The sequence below is a fragment of the Herbihabitans rhizosphaerae genome (assembly GCF_004216555.1).
Lineage (GTDB): Bacteria > Actinomycetota > Actinomycetes > Mycobacteriales > Pseudonocardiaceae > Herbihabitans > Herbihabitans rhizosphaerae.
In genome coordinates this window covers 57,440-72,913 of sequence record NZ_SGWQ01000007.1, presented here as the reverse complement: position 1 = coordinate 72,913, position 15,474 = coordinate 57,440, and the positions used below count along the sequence as shown (strand labels likewise).

Genomic DNA, 15,474 nt, shown 5'->3' with positions numbered 1-15,474 from the left:
AGCGGCCGTTCAGGTCAGGGCTGTGGACAGTTCCGTGGCGATGTTCTTGAGTGCGGGGACCACTTCGGTGAAACGGTCCTCGCTCACCCGGGCGGCCGGGCCGGAGATGGAGATGGCGGTCATGGTCGGCGCACCGGGCACGGGAACGGCGATGCAGCGCACGCCGAGTTCCTGCTCCCCATCGTCCACCGCGTAGCCCTGGTCGCGGATGCTCGCGAGTTGCTCGACGAGCACGGCGGGCTTGGTGATGGTGTGCTCGGTGTGGGCCGGCATTCCGGTGCGGCGCAACAACTCTGTCACCTGCCGCTCGGGCAGCTGCGCGAGCAGCACCTTGCCCACGGCGGTGGAGTGCGGCAATACGCGCCTGCCGACCTCGGTGAACATGCGCATCGAGTGCTTGGAGGGGATCTGCGCGACATAGACGATCTCGTCGCCGTCCAGCATCGCCATGTTGGCCGTCTCGCCGATCTCGTCCACGAGCCGCGCGAGGTGCGGGCGGGCCCAGCTGCCGACGAGCCTGCTCGCCGCCTCGCCGAGGCGGATCAAGCGTGGGCCGAGCGCGTACTTGCGGGACAGTTCTTGGCGGACGTAGCCGTGGTTGACCAGCGTGCGCACCAGCCGGTGGATCGTCGGCACCGGCAGCCCGGACAGCGCCGCCAGTTCGCTGAGGGTCATCTCCCGGCCGGCGTCGGCCATGTGTTCGAGCAGCTCGAACGCGCGCTCGAGGGACTGCACGCCACCGGACGAGGCTTTTCCTTCCGCCATGCGAAAAGTCTAGGGATTCCGTATTGCGAAAGCTAGCATCCGAGATACGGAACTAGCCGAGAACCGAGGACTTGATGTGACCGACATTCAGCTCACCGGCGCCCCCGTCGAGCGCGGTGCCGAAATCCTGACCTCCGAGGCACTCGACTTCGTCGCCGATCTACAGCGCCGGTTCGGCGCTCGCCGGGACGAGTTGATCGCCGGCCGCGCCGAGCGGCGGGCAGAGGTGGCGCGCACCGGACGGCTCGATTTCCTCGACGCCACAAGGGAAATCCGCGACGGCGACTGGTCCGTCGCGGACACGCCGGAGGACCTGCTCGACCGCCGTGTGGAGATCACCGGCCCGACCGAGCGCAAGATGGCGATCAACGCGCTGAACTCCGGCGCCCGGGTCTGGCTCGCCGACCTGGAGGACGCGAACACGCCGCACTGGGCCAACGTGATCTCCGGCCAGGTCAATCTGGCCGACGCGATCCGCCGCCGACTGGAGTTCACCGGGCCGGACGGCTCCGAGTACCGCCTGCGCGACGACACCCGGCTCGCCACGATCGTGATGCGCCCGCGCGGCTGGCACCTCGACGAACGCCACCTCGTCGTCGGCGATCGCCCGGCGGTGGCCGCGCTGGTCGACTTCGGCCTGTACTTCTTCCACAACGCGCGCGAACTCCTGGCACGCGGCAGCGGGCCGTACTTCTACCTGCCGAAGATGGAAAGCCACCTCGAGGCCCGGCTGTGGAACGACGTGTTCACCCACGCCCAGCAGGCGCTCGACATCCCGCACGGCAGCGTGCGCGCGACCGTGTTGATCGAGACGATCCCGGCGGCGTTCGAGATGGACGAGATCCTCTACGAGCTGCGCGATCACGCCGCGGGCCTGAACGCCGGCCGCTGGGACTACCTGTTCAGCGTGATCAAGTACTTCCGCGACCAGGGCCCGAACTTCGTGCTGCCGGACCGCAACGGCGTCGGCATGACCTCGCCGTTCATGCGCGCCTACACCGAACTTCTGGTGCGCACCTGTCACCGCCGCGGCGCGTTCGCGATGGGCGGCATGTCCGCGTTCATCCCGTCCCGGCGCGATCCGGAGCTGACCGAGGTGGCGCTGGCGAAGGTCCGCGCGGACAAGGAACGCGAGGCCGGCGACGGGTTCGACGGGTCGTGGGTGGCGCATCCGGACCTCGTCCCGGTGTGCCGCGAGGTGTTCGACGGCGTGCTCGGCAACGCGCCCAACCAGCGCGGGCGGACGCGCGATGAGGTGTCGGTGACCGCCGACGAACTCCTCGACGTCGCCGCCACTCCCGGCAAGCCCACCGCCGCCGGTCTGCACGGGAATGTGGCCGTCGGCCTGCGCTACATCGAGGCGTGGCTGCGCGGCAACGGCGCGGTGGCGATCTTCAACCTGATGGAGGACGCCGCCACCGCGGAGATCGCCCGCTCGCAGATCTGGCAGTGGCTGCACAACGACGTCACGCTCACCGACACCGGCGAACGGGTGACACCCGAACTGGTGCGCCGCGTCGTGAACGAGGAACTGGCCACCATCCGCGACACACTCGGCGCGGAACCCTTCGAGGCCAGTCGTTTCGGCGAGGCGCGGGCGCTGTTCGAACGGGTGGCACTGTCCGACGACTTCGTCGATTTCCTGACCGTGCCCGCCTACGAGCTGATCGACTGATCATGGACGATCTGTTGGCAGAACTGGATTCCCGGCTCGCCGCGGTCGACGCCGCACTGCTCCGGCGGTACCCGGGCGACGCCGGCACCCGGCAGCCGGTGCACACGGTGTACGTCCCGGCCGACCGGTTCCACTCGGATCTGTGCCGGGAGTGGGGCGCGGCGGCCGAGGCCACACTCACCGAACACGCACCCGACGCGACCGCGTTCGCCGCCGCGACCGGTGTGGGCGAACGTCAGGTGTACCAACGGGTTGTGGCCAAGCTCGCGCGCGAGCCGATCGAGGATCTGCGGATCGATTTCGAGGACGGCTACGGCGTGCACCCTGACGAGGAGGAGGACGCGGCGGTCCGCGCGGCCGCCGTCGCATTGGCCGGGGCCGACGTGCGGCCGCCGTTCGTCGGCATCCGGTTCAAGAGCCTGGAAGCCGCGACCCGGCGGCGCGGCGTGCGGACGCTGGAACTGTTCCTGCGGACCCTGACCGACGCCGGGCCGCTCCCTCGCGGCTTCGTCGTCACGCTGCCCAAGGTCACCGCGGTGGAACAGGTCGCCGCGATGGCCCTCGTCTGCGAGCGCCTCGAGGCCGGTATCGGGCTTCGACCTGGTGAGTTGCTGTTCGAGATCCAGATCGAGACACCGCAGTCGATCCTCGGCCCGGACGGCACGGCCGCGGTGGCCCGGATGATCGACGCGGCCGCCGGCCGGTGCACCGGGTTGCACTACGGGACCTACGACTACAGCGCGGCGCTCGGCATCTCCGCCGCGTACCAGAGCATGGAGCACCCCGCTGCCGACCACGCCAAGGCCGTGATGCAACTGGCCGCCGCGGGTACGGGCGTGCGGCTGTCCGACGGCTCCACCAACATCCTTCCGGTCGGCGATCGGAAAGCCGTCCATGCCGCGTGGCACCTGCACGCCCGGCTGGTCCGAAGGTCTCTGGAACGCGGCTTCTACCAGGGCTGGGACCTGCATCCGACCCAACTGCCGACCCGATACGCGGCCACCTACGCGTTCTTCCGCGAAGGCCTGCCGTCGGCTGCCGCGCGCCTGCGGGCCTATGTCGCACGCACGGCGAGTGGGGTACTCGACGAGCCCGCCACCGCGCAGGCGCTCGCCTCCTTCGTCACTCGTGGCCTGAACTGCGGGGCCGTCGAGGACGCCGAGGTGCACCAACTCACCGGCCTCGATCGGCCAGCCCTCGACGCGCTCGCCCGCCGAAGCTAACTCCCGAACAGGGCCGGGATCCGCGTCAGCAACTGGTAAAGCCCGTACCCGAACGGCACGAGCACCCACAGCCACAACAGCACGGCGCCGATCCATTGCACCGGCCCCCAACTCTCCGTACTCATGCCGCCGCCTCCGTCCGTGCCGCGGCCTCGACAGCCGGCTCGTGGAACTTTTCGTCCACCGGTCGGATCAGCTCGTTGCACACGAACCCGATGACCAGCAGCCCGATCATGATCATGAACGCCGTGGTGTACCGGCCCGGGCCCTGCACGCCGGCGGCGATCCGCGCGTCGGCGATCGCGTTCACGATGAGCGGCCCGAGCACGCCCGCGACCGACCACGCCGTGAGCAGGCGGCCGTGGATCGCGCCCACCTGATACGTCCCGAACAGGTCGCGCAGGTAGGCCGGCACCGTCGCGAAACCCGCGCCGTAGAAGGAAAGGATCAGCAAACAGCAGACCAGGAAGACGACCTTGTTGGTGTTCGTCGTGAGGGTGAGCGCCAGGTACAGCAGCGCGCCGACACCGAGGTAGATCCGGTACATGTTCTTGCGGCCGAGGAAGTCCGACGTGGACGACCACAGGATGCGCCCGATCGCGTTGGCCAGCGACAGGATGGCGACGAACCCGGCCGCCGCGGCCGCGAGCGCCGCCGTGGTGCCGCCGGGGAAGAAGTCCCGATAGATCGGGGCCGCCTTCTCGAGGATGCCGATGCCCGCCGTCACGTTGAAGCACAGCACCACCCAGAGAAACCAGAACTGCGGCGTCTTGATGGCGTTCCGCGCCGAGACGTTCGCCAAGCTGATCAACGGGCGCTTTCGCGCGGCCGCGGGGTCCCACCCGGCGGGCGCCCAGCCCTCCGGCGGCACCCTGATCAGCAGCCACCCCACCGACATGAACACCGCGTAGATCAACCCCAGCACCAGGAACGTGTTCCCGACGCCGCCGACGTCCGGATTCGCTCCGGTGGCGCCGAAGGTGCCGAGCAGTTGCTGGGTCAGTGGCGACGCGATCAGCGCGCCACCGCCGAAGCCCATGATCGCGATGCCGGTGGACAAGCCCGGCCGGTCGGGGAACCACTTGATCAGCGTCGACACCGGCGAGATGTAGCCGATGCCCAGCCCGATGCCGCCGACGAACCCGTACCCGAGCACGACCAGCCAGTACTGCCCCAGGTACAGCCCGAGTGCCGAGATCAGGAAGCCGCTGACGAAGCACGCCGAGGACACCACCATCGCCCAGCGCGGGCCGTTGGCGTCGACCCTCGTACCGAACAGCGCGGCCGAGAGCCCCAGCATGATGATGCCCAGCGTGAAGGGCAGCGCGCTCAGGAAACCCGAGAGGTCCAGACCCGCCTCGAGCGGAGGTTTGAAGACGCTCCACGCGTAGGCCTGCCCGATGGACAGATGGATCGACAGGGCCGCGGGCGGGATGAGCCAGCGGCTCCAGCCGGGTGGTGCGACGGTGCGTTCGCGCGTCAGGAACCCGGCTGCCATTGACGCCTCCAGTCAACGAAGTGACCTCGCGTTCGGGTGAACCTATGGCCCCGTCCGGGGTACACGCAACCGATCATCCGACGACTGCACCTTGACCCGTCACGTCCGAACTCGTAGCGTACTTTTCGTACAGCAGAATCTTGTTTTCACGATACGAAATTCACGAGGTCAGCATGGGTCACACTCTTCGGTACGAGGTGAACTGCTCGATCCTGTTCACCGAGTTGCCGCTGCTGGAGCGGCCGGCCGCCGCGAAGGCCGCCGGGTTCGACGCGGTCGAGTTCTGGTGGCCGTTCGCCGAGGCCGTTCCGGCCGACAGCGAGGTGGACGCGTTCGTCTCGGCGTTGGGCGACGCGGAGGTTCAGTTGGTCGGGCTGAATTTCTTCGCGGGCGACATGCCCGGCGGCGACCGGGGGCTGGTGTCCTGGCCCGGTCGCGAGCAGGAGTTCCGGGACAACGTGGCGCTGGTGACCGAGATCGGCGTGCGAACCGGATGCCGGGCGTTCAACGCCCTCTACGGCAATCGGGTCTCCGGCACCGATCCGGCCGTCCAGGACGACCTGGCCACGGCGAACCTGGCGCACGCCGCCGAAACCGTCGGCCGGATCGGCGGCACCGTGTTGATCGAGTCGGTCAGTGGCCCGCAGCACTACCCGCTGCGCACCGCCGCCGACGCGTTCGCGGTGATCGACCGGGTCGGCGCGCCCAACGTGCGGTTCCTGGCCGACCTGTTCCACCTGACCAACAACGGCGACGACCTGGACAAGGTCATCACCGAGTACGCCGACCGCACCGCGCACGTGCAGATCGCCGACGCGCCCGGCCGGCACGAGCCGGGCACCGGCGAGATCGACCTCGACGACGCGCTGACGCGGCTGGAGCAGGCCGGCTACCGCGGCTGGGTCGGCCTCGAATACGTGCCAAGCACCACCAGCGCCGAGAGTTTCGCGTGGCTGGGCCAGAAGGAGAGGAAAAGAACATGACCACGATCGGGTTCATCGGACTCGGGATCATGGGCGGCCCGATGGCGGCCAACCTGGTCAAGGCCGGCTACGACGTCGTCGGTACGAATCTCACTCAGCCGCCGATCGACGCGCTCGTCGCGGCCGGCGGGCGTGGCGCGGCGGACATCGCCGAGGTCACCAGGGACGCGGACGTCGTGATCACGATGGTGCCGGACTCCCCCGATGTCGAGCGCGCTGTGCTCGGCGACGACGGTGTGCTGGCCAACGCCAAGCCGGGTCTGCTGCTGATCGACTGCAGCTCGATCCGCCCGGACACCAGCCGTCGAGTGGCGGAAACCGGTGCGGCGCAAGGGGTTCGCGTGCTGGACGCGCCGGTCAGCGGCGGCGAGCAGGGCGCGATCGACGGCACATTGTCGATCATGGTCGGTGGCGAGGCGGCCGACTTCGACACGGCCAAGCCGATCCTGGACGCGGTCGGCCGGACGATCGTGCACGTCGGGCCGCACGGCGCCGGGCAGACCGTCAAAGCCGCCAACCAGCTCATCGTCGCCGGAACCATCGAGCTGGTCGCCGAGGCGATCGTGTTCCTGGAGGCGCACGGCGTCGACATGGACGCGGCGATCAAGGTCCTCGCCGGCGGGCTTGCCGGAAACGCCATTCTGGACCGGAAAGCGGCCGGCATGCTCAAGCGCGACTTCACCCCCGGCTTCCGGCTTTCCTTGCACCACAAGGATCTCGGCATCGTGCAGGCGGCGGCACGCGAGGCCGGAGTGGCCATCCCGCTCGGCGCGGTGGTGTCCCAACTTGTCGCGTCGCTGGTCGCGCGCGGCGACGGCGGCCTCGACCACTCGGGGCTGCTCAAGCTCGTCTCCGAACTGTCCGGCCGGGAGCAGTCATGACACGAATGACCGCCGCACGCGCCGCCGTCGAGATCCTCAAGCGCGAGGGCGTCACGCACGCCTTCGGGCTGCCCGGCGCCGCGATCAACCCGTTCTACGCCGCGCTGCGCGAGGGTGGCGGAATCGACCATGTGCTGGCCCGCCACGTCGAGGGCGCCTCGCACATGGCCGAGGGCTACACCCGAACCAGGCCCGGCAACATCGGCGTGTGCATCGGCACGTCCGGGCCGGCGGGCACGGACATGATCACCGGGCTGTACTCGGCGTCGGCCGACTCGATCCCGATCCTGTGCATCACCGGCCAGGCGCCGGTCGCCCGGCTGCACAAGGAGGACTTCCAGGCCGTCGACATCACCTCGATCGCCGAACCGGTCACCAAGATGGCGATGACCGTGCTGGAGCCGGCCCAGGTGCCGGGCGCGTTCCAGCAGGCGTTCCACCTGATGCGCTCCGGGCGGCCCGGTCCGGTGCTGATCGACCTGCCGGTGGACGTGCAGCAGACCGAGATCGAGTTCGACCCGGAGACCTATCAGCCGCTGCCGGTGCACAAGCCGACGGCGAGCCGCGCGCAGATCGAGAAGGCGCTGGACATGTTGGCGCGGGCGGAGCGCCCGCTGATCGTCGCCGGCGGCGGGATCATCAACGCGGACGCGGCCGAGCTGCTGGTCGAGTTCGCCGAACTCACCGGCATTCCGGTGGTGCCGACGCTGATGGGCTGGGGCGCGATCGGCGACGACCATCCGCTGATGGCCGGCATGGTCGGGCTGCAGACCGCGCACCGCTACGGCAACGCGACGCTGCTGGAGTCGGACTTCGTGCTGGGCATCGGAAACCGGTGGGCCAACCGGCACACCGGCGGCCTGGACACCTACCGGCGTGGCCGCACGTTCGTGCACGTGGACATCGAGCCGACGCAGATCGGCCGGGTGTTCGCGCCGGACTACGGCATCGTGTCCGACGCTCGTGCCGCGCTGGAGCTGTTCGTCGAAGTGGCGCGCGAGCGCACGCTGCCCGACCGCGCCGAGTGGGCCGAGTCCTGCCGGGCGCGACGGCGCACCATGCAGCGGCGCACCGACTTCGACGACACGCCGATCAAGCCGCAGCGGGTGTACCAGGAAATGAATCGGGCGTTCGGCCCGAACACGCGTTACGTAACAACGATTGGGCTGTCCCAGATCGCGGCCGCGCAGTTCCTGCACGTGTACAAGCCGCGGCACTGGATCAACTGCGGACAGGCCGGGCCGCTTGGCTGGACCGCGCCGGCCGCCGTCGGTGTGTGCGTCGCAGATCCGGAGGCGAACGTGGTCGCGCTGTCCGGCGACTACGACTTCCAGTTCATGATCGAGGAACTGGCGGTCGGCGCCCAGTTCAACATCCCGTACGTGCACGTGGTGGTGAACAACGCCTACCTCGGGCTGATCCGCCAGGCGCAGCGCGGGTTCGACATGGACTACTGCGTGCAGCTCTCCTTCGACAACGTCAACTCGCCGGAGCTCGGCGGGTACGGCGTCGACCATGTGAAGGTCGCGGAAGGCCTGGGCTGCAAGGCGATCCGGGTGTTCGACCCGGACGACCTGCTGCCCGCGTTCGAGAAGGCCCGCTCGCTGATGGCCGAGTTCCGGGTGCCGGTGATCGTCGAGGTCATCCTGGAGCGCGTCACCAACATCTCGATGGGCGCGGCGGAGATCGACAGCGTGGTCGAGTTCGAGGAGCTGGCCACCCGTCCGGAGCACGCGCCGACCGCCGTCCTTGCGCTCGAACGAAGTTGAGCAAGGATCTCGGTATGCATGTCGTTCTCGCGCCGGACAAGTTCAAGGGCTCGCTGACCGCGGCCGAGGTCGCCACGCACCTGGCCGCCGGCCTGCGCTCGGCCGTGCCCGGGCTCGACGTGCGGGAGGTGCCGGTCGCCGACGGCGGTGACGGCACGCTGGACGCGGTGGTGGCCAACGGTTTCCGGCACGTTCCGGTCCGCGCGACCGGGCCGACCGGGGAGCCGGTGGACACCGGGTACGCCGTGCGGGACGGGGTCGCCGTGGTGGAGCTGGCCGACGTGTCCGGGCTGCGGCGGCTGCCCGGCGCGGTGCTCGATCCGCTGCACGCGACGTCGTACGGAACGGGTGAGGTGGTGCGCGCGGCGCTGGACGCGGGCGTGCGCACCGTCGTACTCGGGCTCGGCGGATCGGCGTGCACCGACGGCGGCGCCGGGATGGTCCAGGCGCTCGGCGCGCGTCTGCTCGACGCCGAGGGCCGAGACCTGCCACCGGGCGGCGCCGCACTGTCCACAGTGGACAGAGTCGAGCTGGACGGGCTGCACCCGGGCGTCCGGACCACGGAGATCGTGGTCGCGTCGGACGTGGACAACCCGCTGCTCGGCGCGAACGGTGCTGCGGCGGTGTACGGGCCACAGAAGGGCGCCACCCCGACCCAGGTGCGCCTGCTGGACAACGCGCTCGCCCGGTGGGCCACGGCGGTGCATCGAGTGTCCACTGTGGACGGCGCGAACCTGCCAGGAGCCGGCGCGGCGGGCGGTGTCGGGTTCGCCGCGCTGACCGTGTTGCGCGCGCGGGTGCGTCCGGGGATCGGCTATCTGCTGGACGTGCTGGAGTTCGGCAAGCACCTGGCAGGCGCGCGGCTCGTGGTCACCGGCGAAGGATCGCTGGACGAGCAGACCCTGCGCGGCAAAGCGCCCGCCGGGGTTGCCGAGGCGGCGGCCGGGGTGCCGGTGGTGGCCGTCGCCGGACGTATTGAAGTGGCCCACGTGGATCTCTTCGCAGCCATGTACGCGCTGACCGATATCGAGCCCGATGTCCGGCGCTGCATGACGGAAGCGGGTCCGCTGCTCGAACGACTCGCCGCCGAACGCCTCGCCAAGCATTTGGAGGTTTCTCCATGACCCACTTCGACCTGGCATTCCGGACAAAACGCGCGATCACCCCCGAGGGCGAGCGCGCCTGCTGGGTCGGCGTCCGGGACGGGCGGATCGCCACGATCGAGGACTACGTGACCGGCGGGCACGCGAACCAGGTCGTGGAGCTGGGCGAGGACGAGGTGCTGCTGCCGGGCCTTGTCGACACACATGTGCACGTCAACGAGCCAGGCCGGACCGAGTGGGAGGGCTTCGCGACCGCCACCCGAGCGGCCGCGGCAGGCGGTGTCACAACACTCGTGGACATGCCGCTGAACAGCATTCCCCCGACCGTGGACGTCGCCGCACTCGAGGTGAAACGCGCAGCGGCCGATGGACAGGTATGGGTGGATACCGGGTTCTGGGGCGGCGCGGTCCCGGGCAACGTCGAGTCGCTGCGTCCGCTGCACGACGCCGGCGTGTTCGGGTTCAAGTGCTTCCTGCTGCACTCGGGTGTGGACGAGTTCCCGCACCTGAGCGCCGAGGAGCTGGAATCGGCGATGCGCGAGCTGGCCTCGTTCGACGGCCTGATGATCGTGCACGCCGAGGACGCCGCGACGATCGACCACGCGCCGGCGTCGAGCAGCGTGTCCTACACCGACTTCCTGGGTTCGCGCCCACGCGAGGCGGAGAACCTGGCGATCAAGCAGGTGATCGAGCTGGCCCGGCTGACCGGCTGCCGGGCGCACATCCTGCACCTGTCCAGTTCGGACGCGCTGCCGATGATCGCCGACGCCCGGCGCGACGGCGTGCGGCTCACCGTGGAGACCTGCCCGCACTATCTGACCTTCACCGCCGAGGAGATCGCGGACGGCGCGACGCAGTACAAGTGCTGCCCGCCGATCCGCGAGGAGGGCAACCGGGAACTACTGTGGCAGGGGCTGACCGACGGGCTGATCGACTGCGTGGTGTCCGACCACTCCCCCTGCACACCCGAGCTGAAGCGACTCGACGTGGGTGATTTCTCCGTTGCCTGGGGCGGAATCTCCTCGCTGCAGCTCGGCCTACCCGCCATCTGGACCGGCGCGCGCGAGCGCGGCCACACGCTGGCCGACGTCGTGCGCTGGATGGCGGAGCGGCCCGCGAACCTGGCCGGCCTGCGCGGCAAGGGCAGGATCGAGGTCGGCGCCGACGCCGACTTCTGTGTGTTCGCACCGGATGCGGAGTTCACCGTCGACCCGGCGGCCCTGCGTCACCGCAACCCGGTCACCCCGTACGCGGGGCGCGCGCTGACCGGGGTGGTGCGCGAAACCTGGCTGCGCGGCACGCGGATCGCCGACACCCCACGCGGAAAACTGATCTCACGAGGAGAGGCATGACCGACTTCACCGACCTGCCCGATCTGGCCGTCCGCTCGGTCGGCGGTGGCGTGGTCGCCGCCAACGACGAGTTGTTCGCCGAGCGGGAGAACCTGATCCGGCCCGAGGCTCCCGTCTTCCAGCCGCACACGTTCGGCCACAAGGGGCAGATCTACGACGGCTGGGAGACCCGCCGCCGCCGCGAACCCGGCCACGACTGGGCGATCGTCCGGCTCGGCGTGCCCGGCATCGTTCGCGGGATCGTCGTGGACACCGCGTTCTTCGTCGGCAACTACCCGGAGCACTGCTCCATCGAGGGCGCGACGATGCACGGGTATCCAAGTCCGGAGGAACTGGCCGACGCGGACTGGATCGAGCTGGTGCCGAAGTCCCCGCTCACGGGCGACACCCGCACTCCGTTCACCGTCGACTCGCCGCGGCGCTTCACTCACATCCGGCTGAACATCTTCCCCGACGGCGGCGTCGCCCGGCTGCGCGTGCACGGCGAGGCGGTGCCCCACCCGGACCATTTCGCCGAGGTGTCGGTGGACCTGGCCGCGATGGAGAACGGCGCGGTGGTCACCGGTTGCTCCAACGAGTTCTTCGGCGTGCCGGGAAACCTGTTGCTGCCGGGCAATCCCAAGAACATGGGCGACGGCTGGGAGACGGCCCGCAATCGCGGTCCGGACAACGAGTGGGTCGAGATTCGCCTTGCCGCGCAAGGGATCGTGCGCCAGGTCGAGATCGACACCACGCATTTCGTCGGCAACGCGCCGGGCTGGTGCACGCTGACCGGCGACGACGGAATCGAGATTCTCCCCCGCACCCGCCTGCAACCCGACACCCCGCACCGGTTCCGGATCGAGGAGGTGGACGACCCGGTGCGCACCATCCGGGTGGACACCTATCCCGACGGCGGTTTCGGGCGCCTGCGGGTCATCGGCTCGTTCACCTCCGAGGGGCTGTACGAGATGGTCCAGCGCTTCGTCGACTCAACGGATCCGCAGCGCCAGAAATAGATCCACTCGATCCTCCAAAGTGGACAGTGAGCGGCCGGTCAGCTCCTCGACCCGCCGCATCCGGTATCGCAGCGTGTTGACGTGCACGTGCAGCCGCTCGGCACAGCGCTGCCACGAGCCGGAGCTGTCCAGGAACGCCTCGAGCGTGTCCACCAGTCGCGAGTCGTGTTCCTCGTCGTAGCGCAGCACCGGGCCGAGCACCCGGTTCCGGAAGGTCTGCCGCAGTTCGTCCGGGACCGACGCGATCAGCATGACGTGCGAGTCGACCTCGTCCGCGGTCGCCACCGCCACGCGGGTGTGCCGCAGCTCGGCCAACCGGCACACGTGCCGCGCCTCGTCGACCGCGCCCCGCAGCGCGGCCGACCCCCGCACCGGGCCGCTGACGCCGATCGCCAGCCGGCGCCGGCCCATCGCGGGCTCCAGCCGGTCGGCCGCCCGGCGCACCAGCTCGGCGACATCGGCTCCCTCGCCGACCGGGATCAGCCCGATCGTCTCCGCGCTCAGCGTGGCCACCAGTAGCTCGGGGAACCGCGCGGCGAGCACCTCCTCCAGGAACGGCTGCCCGGTCACGCCCTCGCCGGTCACCACCACGGCGACGAACATCGCGTCCGCGTCCAGTTCGGCCGCGCGCAGCCGGGCGGCCAGCTCGGCCGGATCGCGCACGCCGGACGTGATCAGCGCGGTGATCTGCTCGCCGAACCTGTGCCGCGCGCGCAGCCCGCCCTCGATCCGCGCGCGCTCCAGGCCGGCGAGACTGGCCAGCTCCATCACCGACTCCCGCGCCTCGCGCGGCCACTTCTCGTGCTCGCCGTCGCAGGCGAGGAACCAGCTCGCCAGCTCGCGTGAGCCGACCGGGAACACGCTCGCCCACCGCTCGTCGGGGAGCTTCGTGGCGGCCGGAACCCGTTCCGCGGTAAGGAAAGCGTGCACCAGACTGTCCACATCGGACTCAGATATGTCCATTGTGGACGCGACGATCCGGCCGGAGGTGGACAGCACCGCTGCGGGGATCTCGTTGTCCTGTGACCAGACCCGCACCAACCCGGCCGACCCGGCGCCCTCGGCGATCGCGTTGAGCAGCCGCCGGCGCCGACTCAGCACGCCGTCGATACCCGTGCCGCTCTCCTCGGCCAGCCGCCGGGTGACGTCCTCGGTGACCGTCGCGAACGACACGTCGATCGGCACCTCGATCAGCGTCACGCCGTGCCGGCGGCAGGCGTCGACCAGGTCCGCCGGAATCTCGCCGAAGGCCGCGTCACCGGCCCCGAGCGCGGCGATGTCCGCACCGGCGACGGCGCGCACGAACTTCTCCGAGTCCTCCGGCCCGCGACGCCAGACCAGGCCGGTGAGCACCAGTTCTCCACCGCTGAGGTACCGGCCGGGGTCGAGCAGGTCGGTCGTGTAGACCCAGCGAATCGGGCGCTCCAGCGACTCGTCGCCGGCCAGCACGGTCAGCCCCAGATCGGGCTTGTCGACCAGATCGCGGACCCGCATCCGCTCATGCTAATCGGGTGAATCACCAGCCGGGCCGTTGACGGACCCGCCACGCTTCGCCACGCTGGAGGAGCAATCAGGAGCAATGTTCTCGCAACTCCGGAGGTAACGCATGCACGCGAGGTTCCTTGGCAAAGACCCGGAATCAAATGTGGACGGCTCCCCGACCCTGTTCGCCACGGACAGGACGGATCGGGTGACCTATATCGCCCAGGGATGGAAGGTCACGGATCCGCGGGTTCTGGCCGATGTTGGTCCGGTGCCGGATCATGAGACCCTGATCGAGATTCCAGAAGAGGTGCTGAAGTTCTATGCCCGCCGCTACCAGGAGGGAGAAGGGCCCTGACACAGCTCATCAAGCCTGGCCCAGAGTTCCGACAGCTCTTCCACGACTTCCAGCACACGGCCTTTCGGCTTGAGGTACGGGATGAGTACGGGGTCTCCTACGAGGAAGATTCGTTCCGCAAGTTCCTCGCTGGCGAACCTGATGACCTCGAGTGGATGCAGTCGTGGCTCTCCATGGTCAAGGAGGCCACACTGGCGGGCCGGCGCTTCTTCCGCGTGCGAGTGGTGACACTGCCGCTCACCGACTACAGCCGGTTCAGCCTGTGGGGTTCGAAATTCACATGCCAGGCAGGCGAGGACATCTACTACCTTCCACGCGACCAGGCTGCGGATTTGCCCAACCACGACTACTGGCTGTTTGACTCGTCCAAGCTGGTAAAGCTCAACTTCGATGAGCAATCCACCTGGCTGGGCGGCGAGATCATGGAAGACCCACACGAGATAGTCAAGCACAACTACTGGCGTGATTCCGCTCTACATCACGCAGTACGACGGGAAGATTTTGCCGCAGAACAAAGTGTCCAGCGCTACTAACGTTCATGAAGCGCGCGTTGCACTCGGCACGCGACTCCGCGAGCTGCGCCAGCAGGTCAAGATGACCGGCCGCCAGCTCGCGGAGTCGTTGTCATGGCAGCCGTCGAAAGTCTCCAAGATCGAGAACGGCAAGCAAACCCCCAGCGACGACGACATACGCGCATGGACGCGGGCAACGGGCAGCGAGGACCAGACGGACAACCTGCTCGCATCGCTCCACACTTTGGAAGCCCGGCACGCCGAGTGGCAGCGACTGTTCCGTACCGGCTTCCGTCCACGTCAGAACGAACTCGCCGAACTCGACCAGAAGACCAGGTTCTTTCGCGTATTCGAGGCAACTGTAATTCCCGGCCTCCTCCAGACCGCCGAATACGCCCGCGCCCGCTACGCAGAGGGGATCCGGCTCCTCAAGCTCCCGAACGACATCAACACGGCAGTAGAGGGGCGCATGAAGCGTCAGGACATGTTTTACCGTCCAGAAAAGCGCTTCCACTTCGTCATCACCGAGGCCGCGCTCTACTTCCGTATGTGTCAACCCGCTGTCATGCTCGGGCAGCTCGATCGTCTCGTTTCACTCGCGGCACTGCCCAACGTCAAGCTCGGAATTATCGCATTCGACACGTACTACACAGCGTCTCCGTGGCACGGCTTCTGGATCTACGACGACCATAAGGTGATCGTGGAAACCTTCTCGGCCGGGCTCAACCTTGCCCAGCCACAAGAGATCGAACTGTACGGGAGCATCTTCGAGGAACTGGCCGCCATCGCCAGCTACGGCCGCGAGGCGCGTTCTCTCATCACGAAGGCCGTTGACCACGTGTCCGCCCAACTGCCCGAGTCTTAGCCTGCCGTTG

General features: G+C 68.8%; 15 protein-coding genes. 11 read left to right on the top strand and 4 right to left on the bottom strand.

From position 1 onward, the window contains the following. Positions 1-9: 9 nt before the first annotated feature. Entirely contained in the window at positions 10-765 is a 756-nt protein-coding gene (locus tag EV193_RS20830) for an IclR family transcriptional regulator (protein ID WP_130345882.1), read from the bottom strand. A gap of 85 nt (positions 766-850) precedes the next feature. On the opposite strand from EV193_RS20830, the gene aceB reads away from it, so the two are divergent. Beyond that, entirely contained in the window at positions 851-2,440 is a 1,590-nt protein-coding gene (gene aceB / locus EV193_RS20825) for a malate synthase A (protein WP_423202201.1), read from the top strand. 2 nt (positions 2,441-2,442) lie between these two features. After that, positions 2,443-3,663, top strand: coding sequence for a DUF6986 family protein (locus EV193_RS20820; RefSeq protein WP_130345880.1), 1,221 nt, complete (start codon positions 2,443-2,445; stop codon positions 3,661-3,663). Here the strand turns inward: EV193_RS20820 and EV193_RS34460 are convergent. Continuing rightward, the gene (locus EV193_RS34460; RefSeq protein ID WP_278044201.1) at positions 3,660-3,788 is read right to left on the bottom strand and encodes an MFS transporter small subunit; all 129 of its coding nucleotides are present in this window, start codon (positions 3,786-3,788) and stop codon (positions 3,660-3,662) included. The two genes, EV193_RS20820 and EV193_RS34460, sit on opposite strands and share 4 nt — an antisense overlap. Then, positions 3,785-5,161, bottom strand: a complete 1,377-nt coding sequence (locus EV193_RS20815) for an OFA family MFS transporter (RefSeq protein WP_130345879.1) — start codon at positions 5,159-5,161, stop codon at positions 3,785-3,787. Before EV193_RS20815 ends, EV193_RS34460 begins: the two co-directional genes overlap by 4 nt. A gap of 173 nt (positions 5,162-5,334) precedes the next feature. Here EV193_RS20815 and EV193_RS34180 point away from each other — a divergent pair, with 173 nt between their 5' ends. From EV193_RS34180 to alc, 6 genes are read left to right on the top strand one after another with little or no spacing between them, the layout of a single operon-like run. Further along, complete coding sequence (locus EV193_RS34180) at positions 5,335-6,144, top strand: hydroxypyruvate isomerase family protein (RefSeq protein WP_242613542.1); 810 nt, start codon at positions 5,335-5,337, stop codon at positions 6,142-6,144. After that, positions 6,141-7,025 carry a 2-hydroxy-3-oxopropionate reductase gene (locus EV193_RS34175; RefSeq protein WP_242613541.1) on the top strand — a complete coding sequence of 295 codons (885 nt, stop codon included), beginning with the start codon at positions 6,141-6,143 and terminating at the stop codon, positions 7,023-7,025. Before EV193_RS34180 ends, EV193_RS34175 begins: the two co-directional genes overlap by 4 nt. After that, on the top strand, positions 7,022-8,794 hold the full coding sequence (gene gcl / locus EV193_RS20805; RefSeq protein ID WP_130345878.1) for a glyoxylate carboligase: 1,773 nt from the start codon (positions 7,022-7,024) through the stop codon (positions 8,792-8,794). The genes EV193_RS34175 and gcl overlap by 4 nt, the downstream gene beginning before the upstream one ends. Positions 8,795-8,808: 14 nt before the next feature. Beyond that, on the top strand, positions 8,809-9,918 hold the full coding sequence (locus EV193_RS20800) for a glycerate kinase (RefSeq protein ID WP_130345877.1): 1,110 nt from the start codon (positions 8,809-8,811) through the stop codon (positions 9,916-9,918). Then, entirely contained in the window at positions 9,915-11,249 is a 1,335-nt protein-coding gene (gene allB / locus EV193_RS20795) for an allantoinase AllB (RefSeq protein WP_130345876.1), read from the top strand. The genes EV193_RS20800 and allB overlap by 4 nt, the downstream gene beginning before the upstream one ends. Next, positions 11,246-12,247 carry an allantoicase gene (gene alc / locus EV193_RS20790; protein WP_130345875.1) on the top strand — a complete coding sequence of 334 codons (1,002 nt, stop codon included), beginning with the start codon at positions 11,246-11,248 and terminating at the stop codon, positions 12,245-12,247. Before allB ends, alc begins: the two co-directional genes overlap by 4 nt. Here alc and EV193_RS20785 read toward each other — a convergent pair. Continuing rightward, the gene (locus tag EV193_RS20785) at positions 12,221-13,741 is read right to left on the bottom strand and encodes a PucR family transcriptional regulator (RefSeq protein ID WP_130345874.1); all 1,521 of its coding nucleotides are present in this window, start codon (positions 13,739-13,741) and stop codon (positions 12,221-12,223) included. The genes alc and EV193_RS20785 overlap by 27 nt on opposite strands. Before the next feature lie 112 nt (positions 13,742-13,853). Here EV193_RS20785 and EV193_RS20780 point away from each other — a divergent pair, with 112 nt between their 5' ends. Genes EV193_RS20780 through EV193_RS20770 form a run of 3 tightly spaced genes read left to right on the top strand, consistent with a single transcriptional unit; the run spans position 13,854 to position 15,464 of the window. Then, the gene (locus tag EV193_RS20780; RefSeq protein ID WP_130345873.1) at positions 13,854-14,087 is read left to right on the top strand and encodes a hypothetical protein; all 234 of its coding nucleotides are present in this window, start codon (positions 13,854-13,856) and stop codon (positions 14,085-14,087) included. Next, positions 14,084-14,620 carry a DUF6879 family protein gene (locus tag EV193_RS20775; protein ID WP_130345872.1) on the top strand — a complete coding sequence of 179 codons (537 nt, stop codon included), beginning with the start codon at positions 14,084-14,086 and terminating at the stop codon, positions 14,618-14,620. The genes EV193_RS20780 and EV193_RS20775 overlap by 4 nt, the downstream gene beginning before the upstream one ends. Continuing rightward, positions 14,550-15,464: a helix-turn-helix domain-containing protein gene (locus EV193_RS20770; protein WP_242613539.1), complete on the top strand. Its 915-nt coding sequence runs from the start codon at positions 14,550-14,552 to the stop codon at positions 15,462-15,464. Before EV193_RS20775 ends, EV193_RS20770 begins: the two co-directional genes overlap by 71 nt. Positions 15,465-15,474 lie beyond the last annotated feature (10 nt).

Bases quoted from the DNA above. Each gene is read 5' to 3' on its own strand.
- EV193_RS34180 (WP_242613542.1), top strand. From the start codon at position 5,335: ATGGGTCACACTCTTCGGTACGAGGTGAACTGCTCGATCCTGTTCACC.
- EV193_RS34460 (WP_278044201.1), bottom strand. From the start codon at position 3,788: ATGAGTACGGAGAGTTGGGGGCCGGTGCAATGGATCGGCGCCGTGCTG.
- EV193_RS20800 (WP_130345877.1), top strand. From the start codon at position 8,809: ATGCATGTCGTTCTCGCGCCGGACAAGTTCAAGGGCTCGCTGACCGCG.
- EV193_RS20820 (WP_130345880.1), top strand. From the start codon at position 2,443: ATGGACGATCTGTTGGCAGAACTGGATTCCCGGCTCGCCGCGGTCGAC.
- EV193_RS34175 (WP_242613541.1), top strand. From the start codon at position 6,141: ATGACCACGATCGGGTTCATCGGACTCGGGATCATGGGCGGCCCGATG.
- EV193_RS20830 (WP_130345882.1), bottom strand. From the start codon at position 765: ATGGCGGAAGGAAAAGCCTCGTCCGGTGGCGTGCAGTCCCTCGAGCGC.
- EV193_RS20815 (WP_130345879.1), bottom strand. From the start codon at position 5,161: ATGGCAGCCGGGTTCCTGACGCGCGAACGCACCGTCGCACCACCCGGC.
- gcl (WP_130345878.1), top strand. From the start codon at position 7,022: ATGACACGAATGACCGCCGCACGCGCCGCCGTCGAGATCCTCAAGCGC.
- EV193_RS20780 (WP_130345873.1), top strand. From the start codon at position 13,854: ATGCACGCGAGGTTCCTTGGCAAAGACCCGGAATCAAATGTGGACGGC.
- alc (WP_130345875.1), top strand. From the start codon at position 11,246: ATGACCGACTTCACCGACCTGCCCGATCTGGCCGTCCGCTCGGTCGGC.
- allB (WP_130345876.1), top strand. From the start codon at position 9,915: ATGACCCACTTCGACCTGGCATTCCGGACAAAACGCGCGATCACCCCC.
- EV193_RS20785 (WP_130345874.1), bottom strand. From the start codon at position 13,741: ATGCGGGTCCGCGATCTGGTCGACAAGCCCGATCTGGGGCTGACCGTG.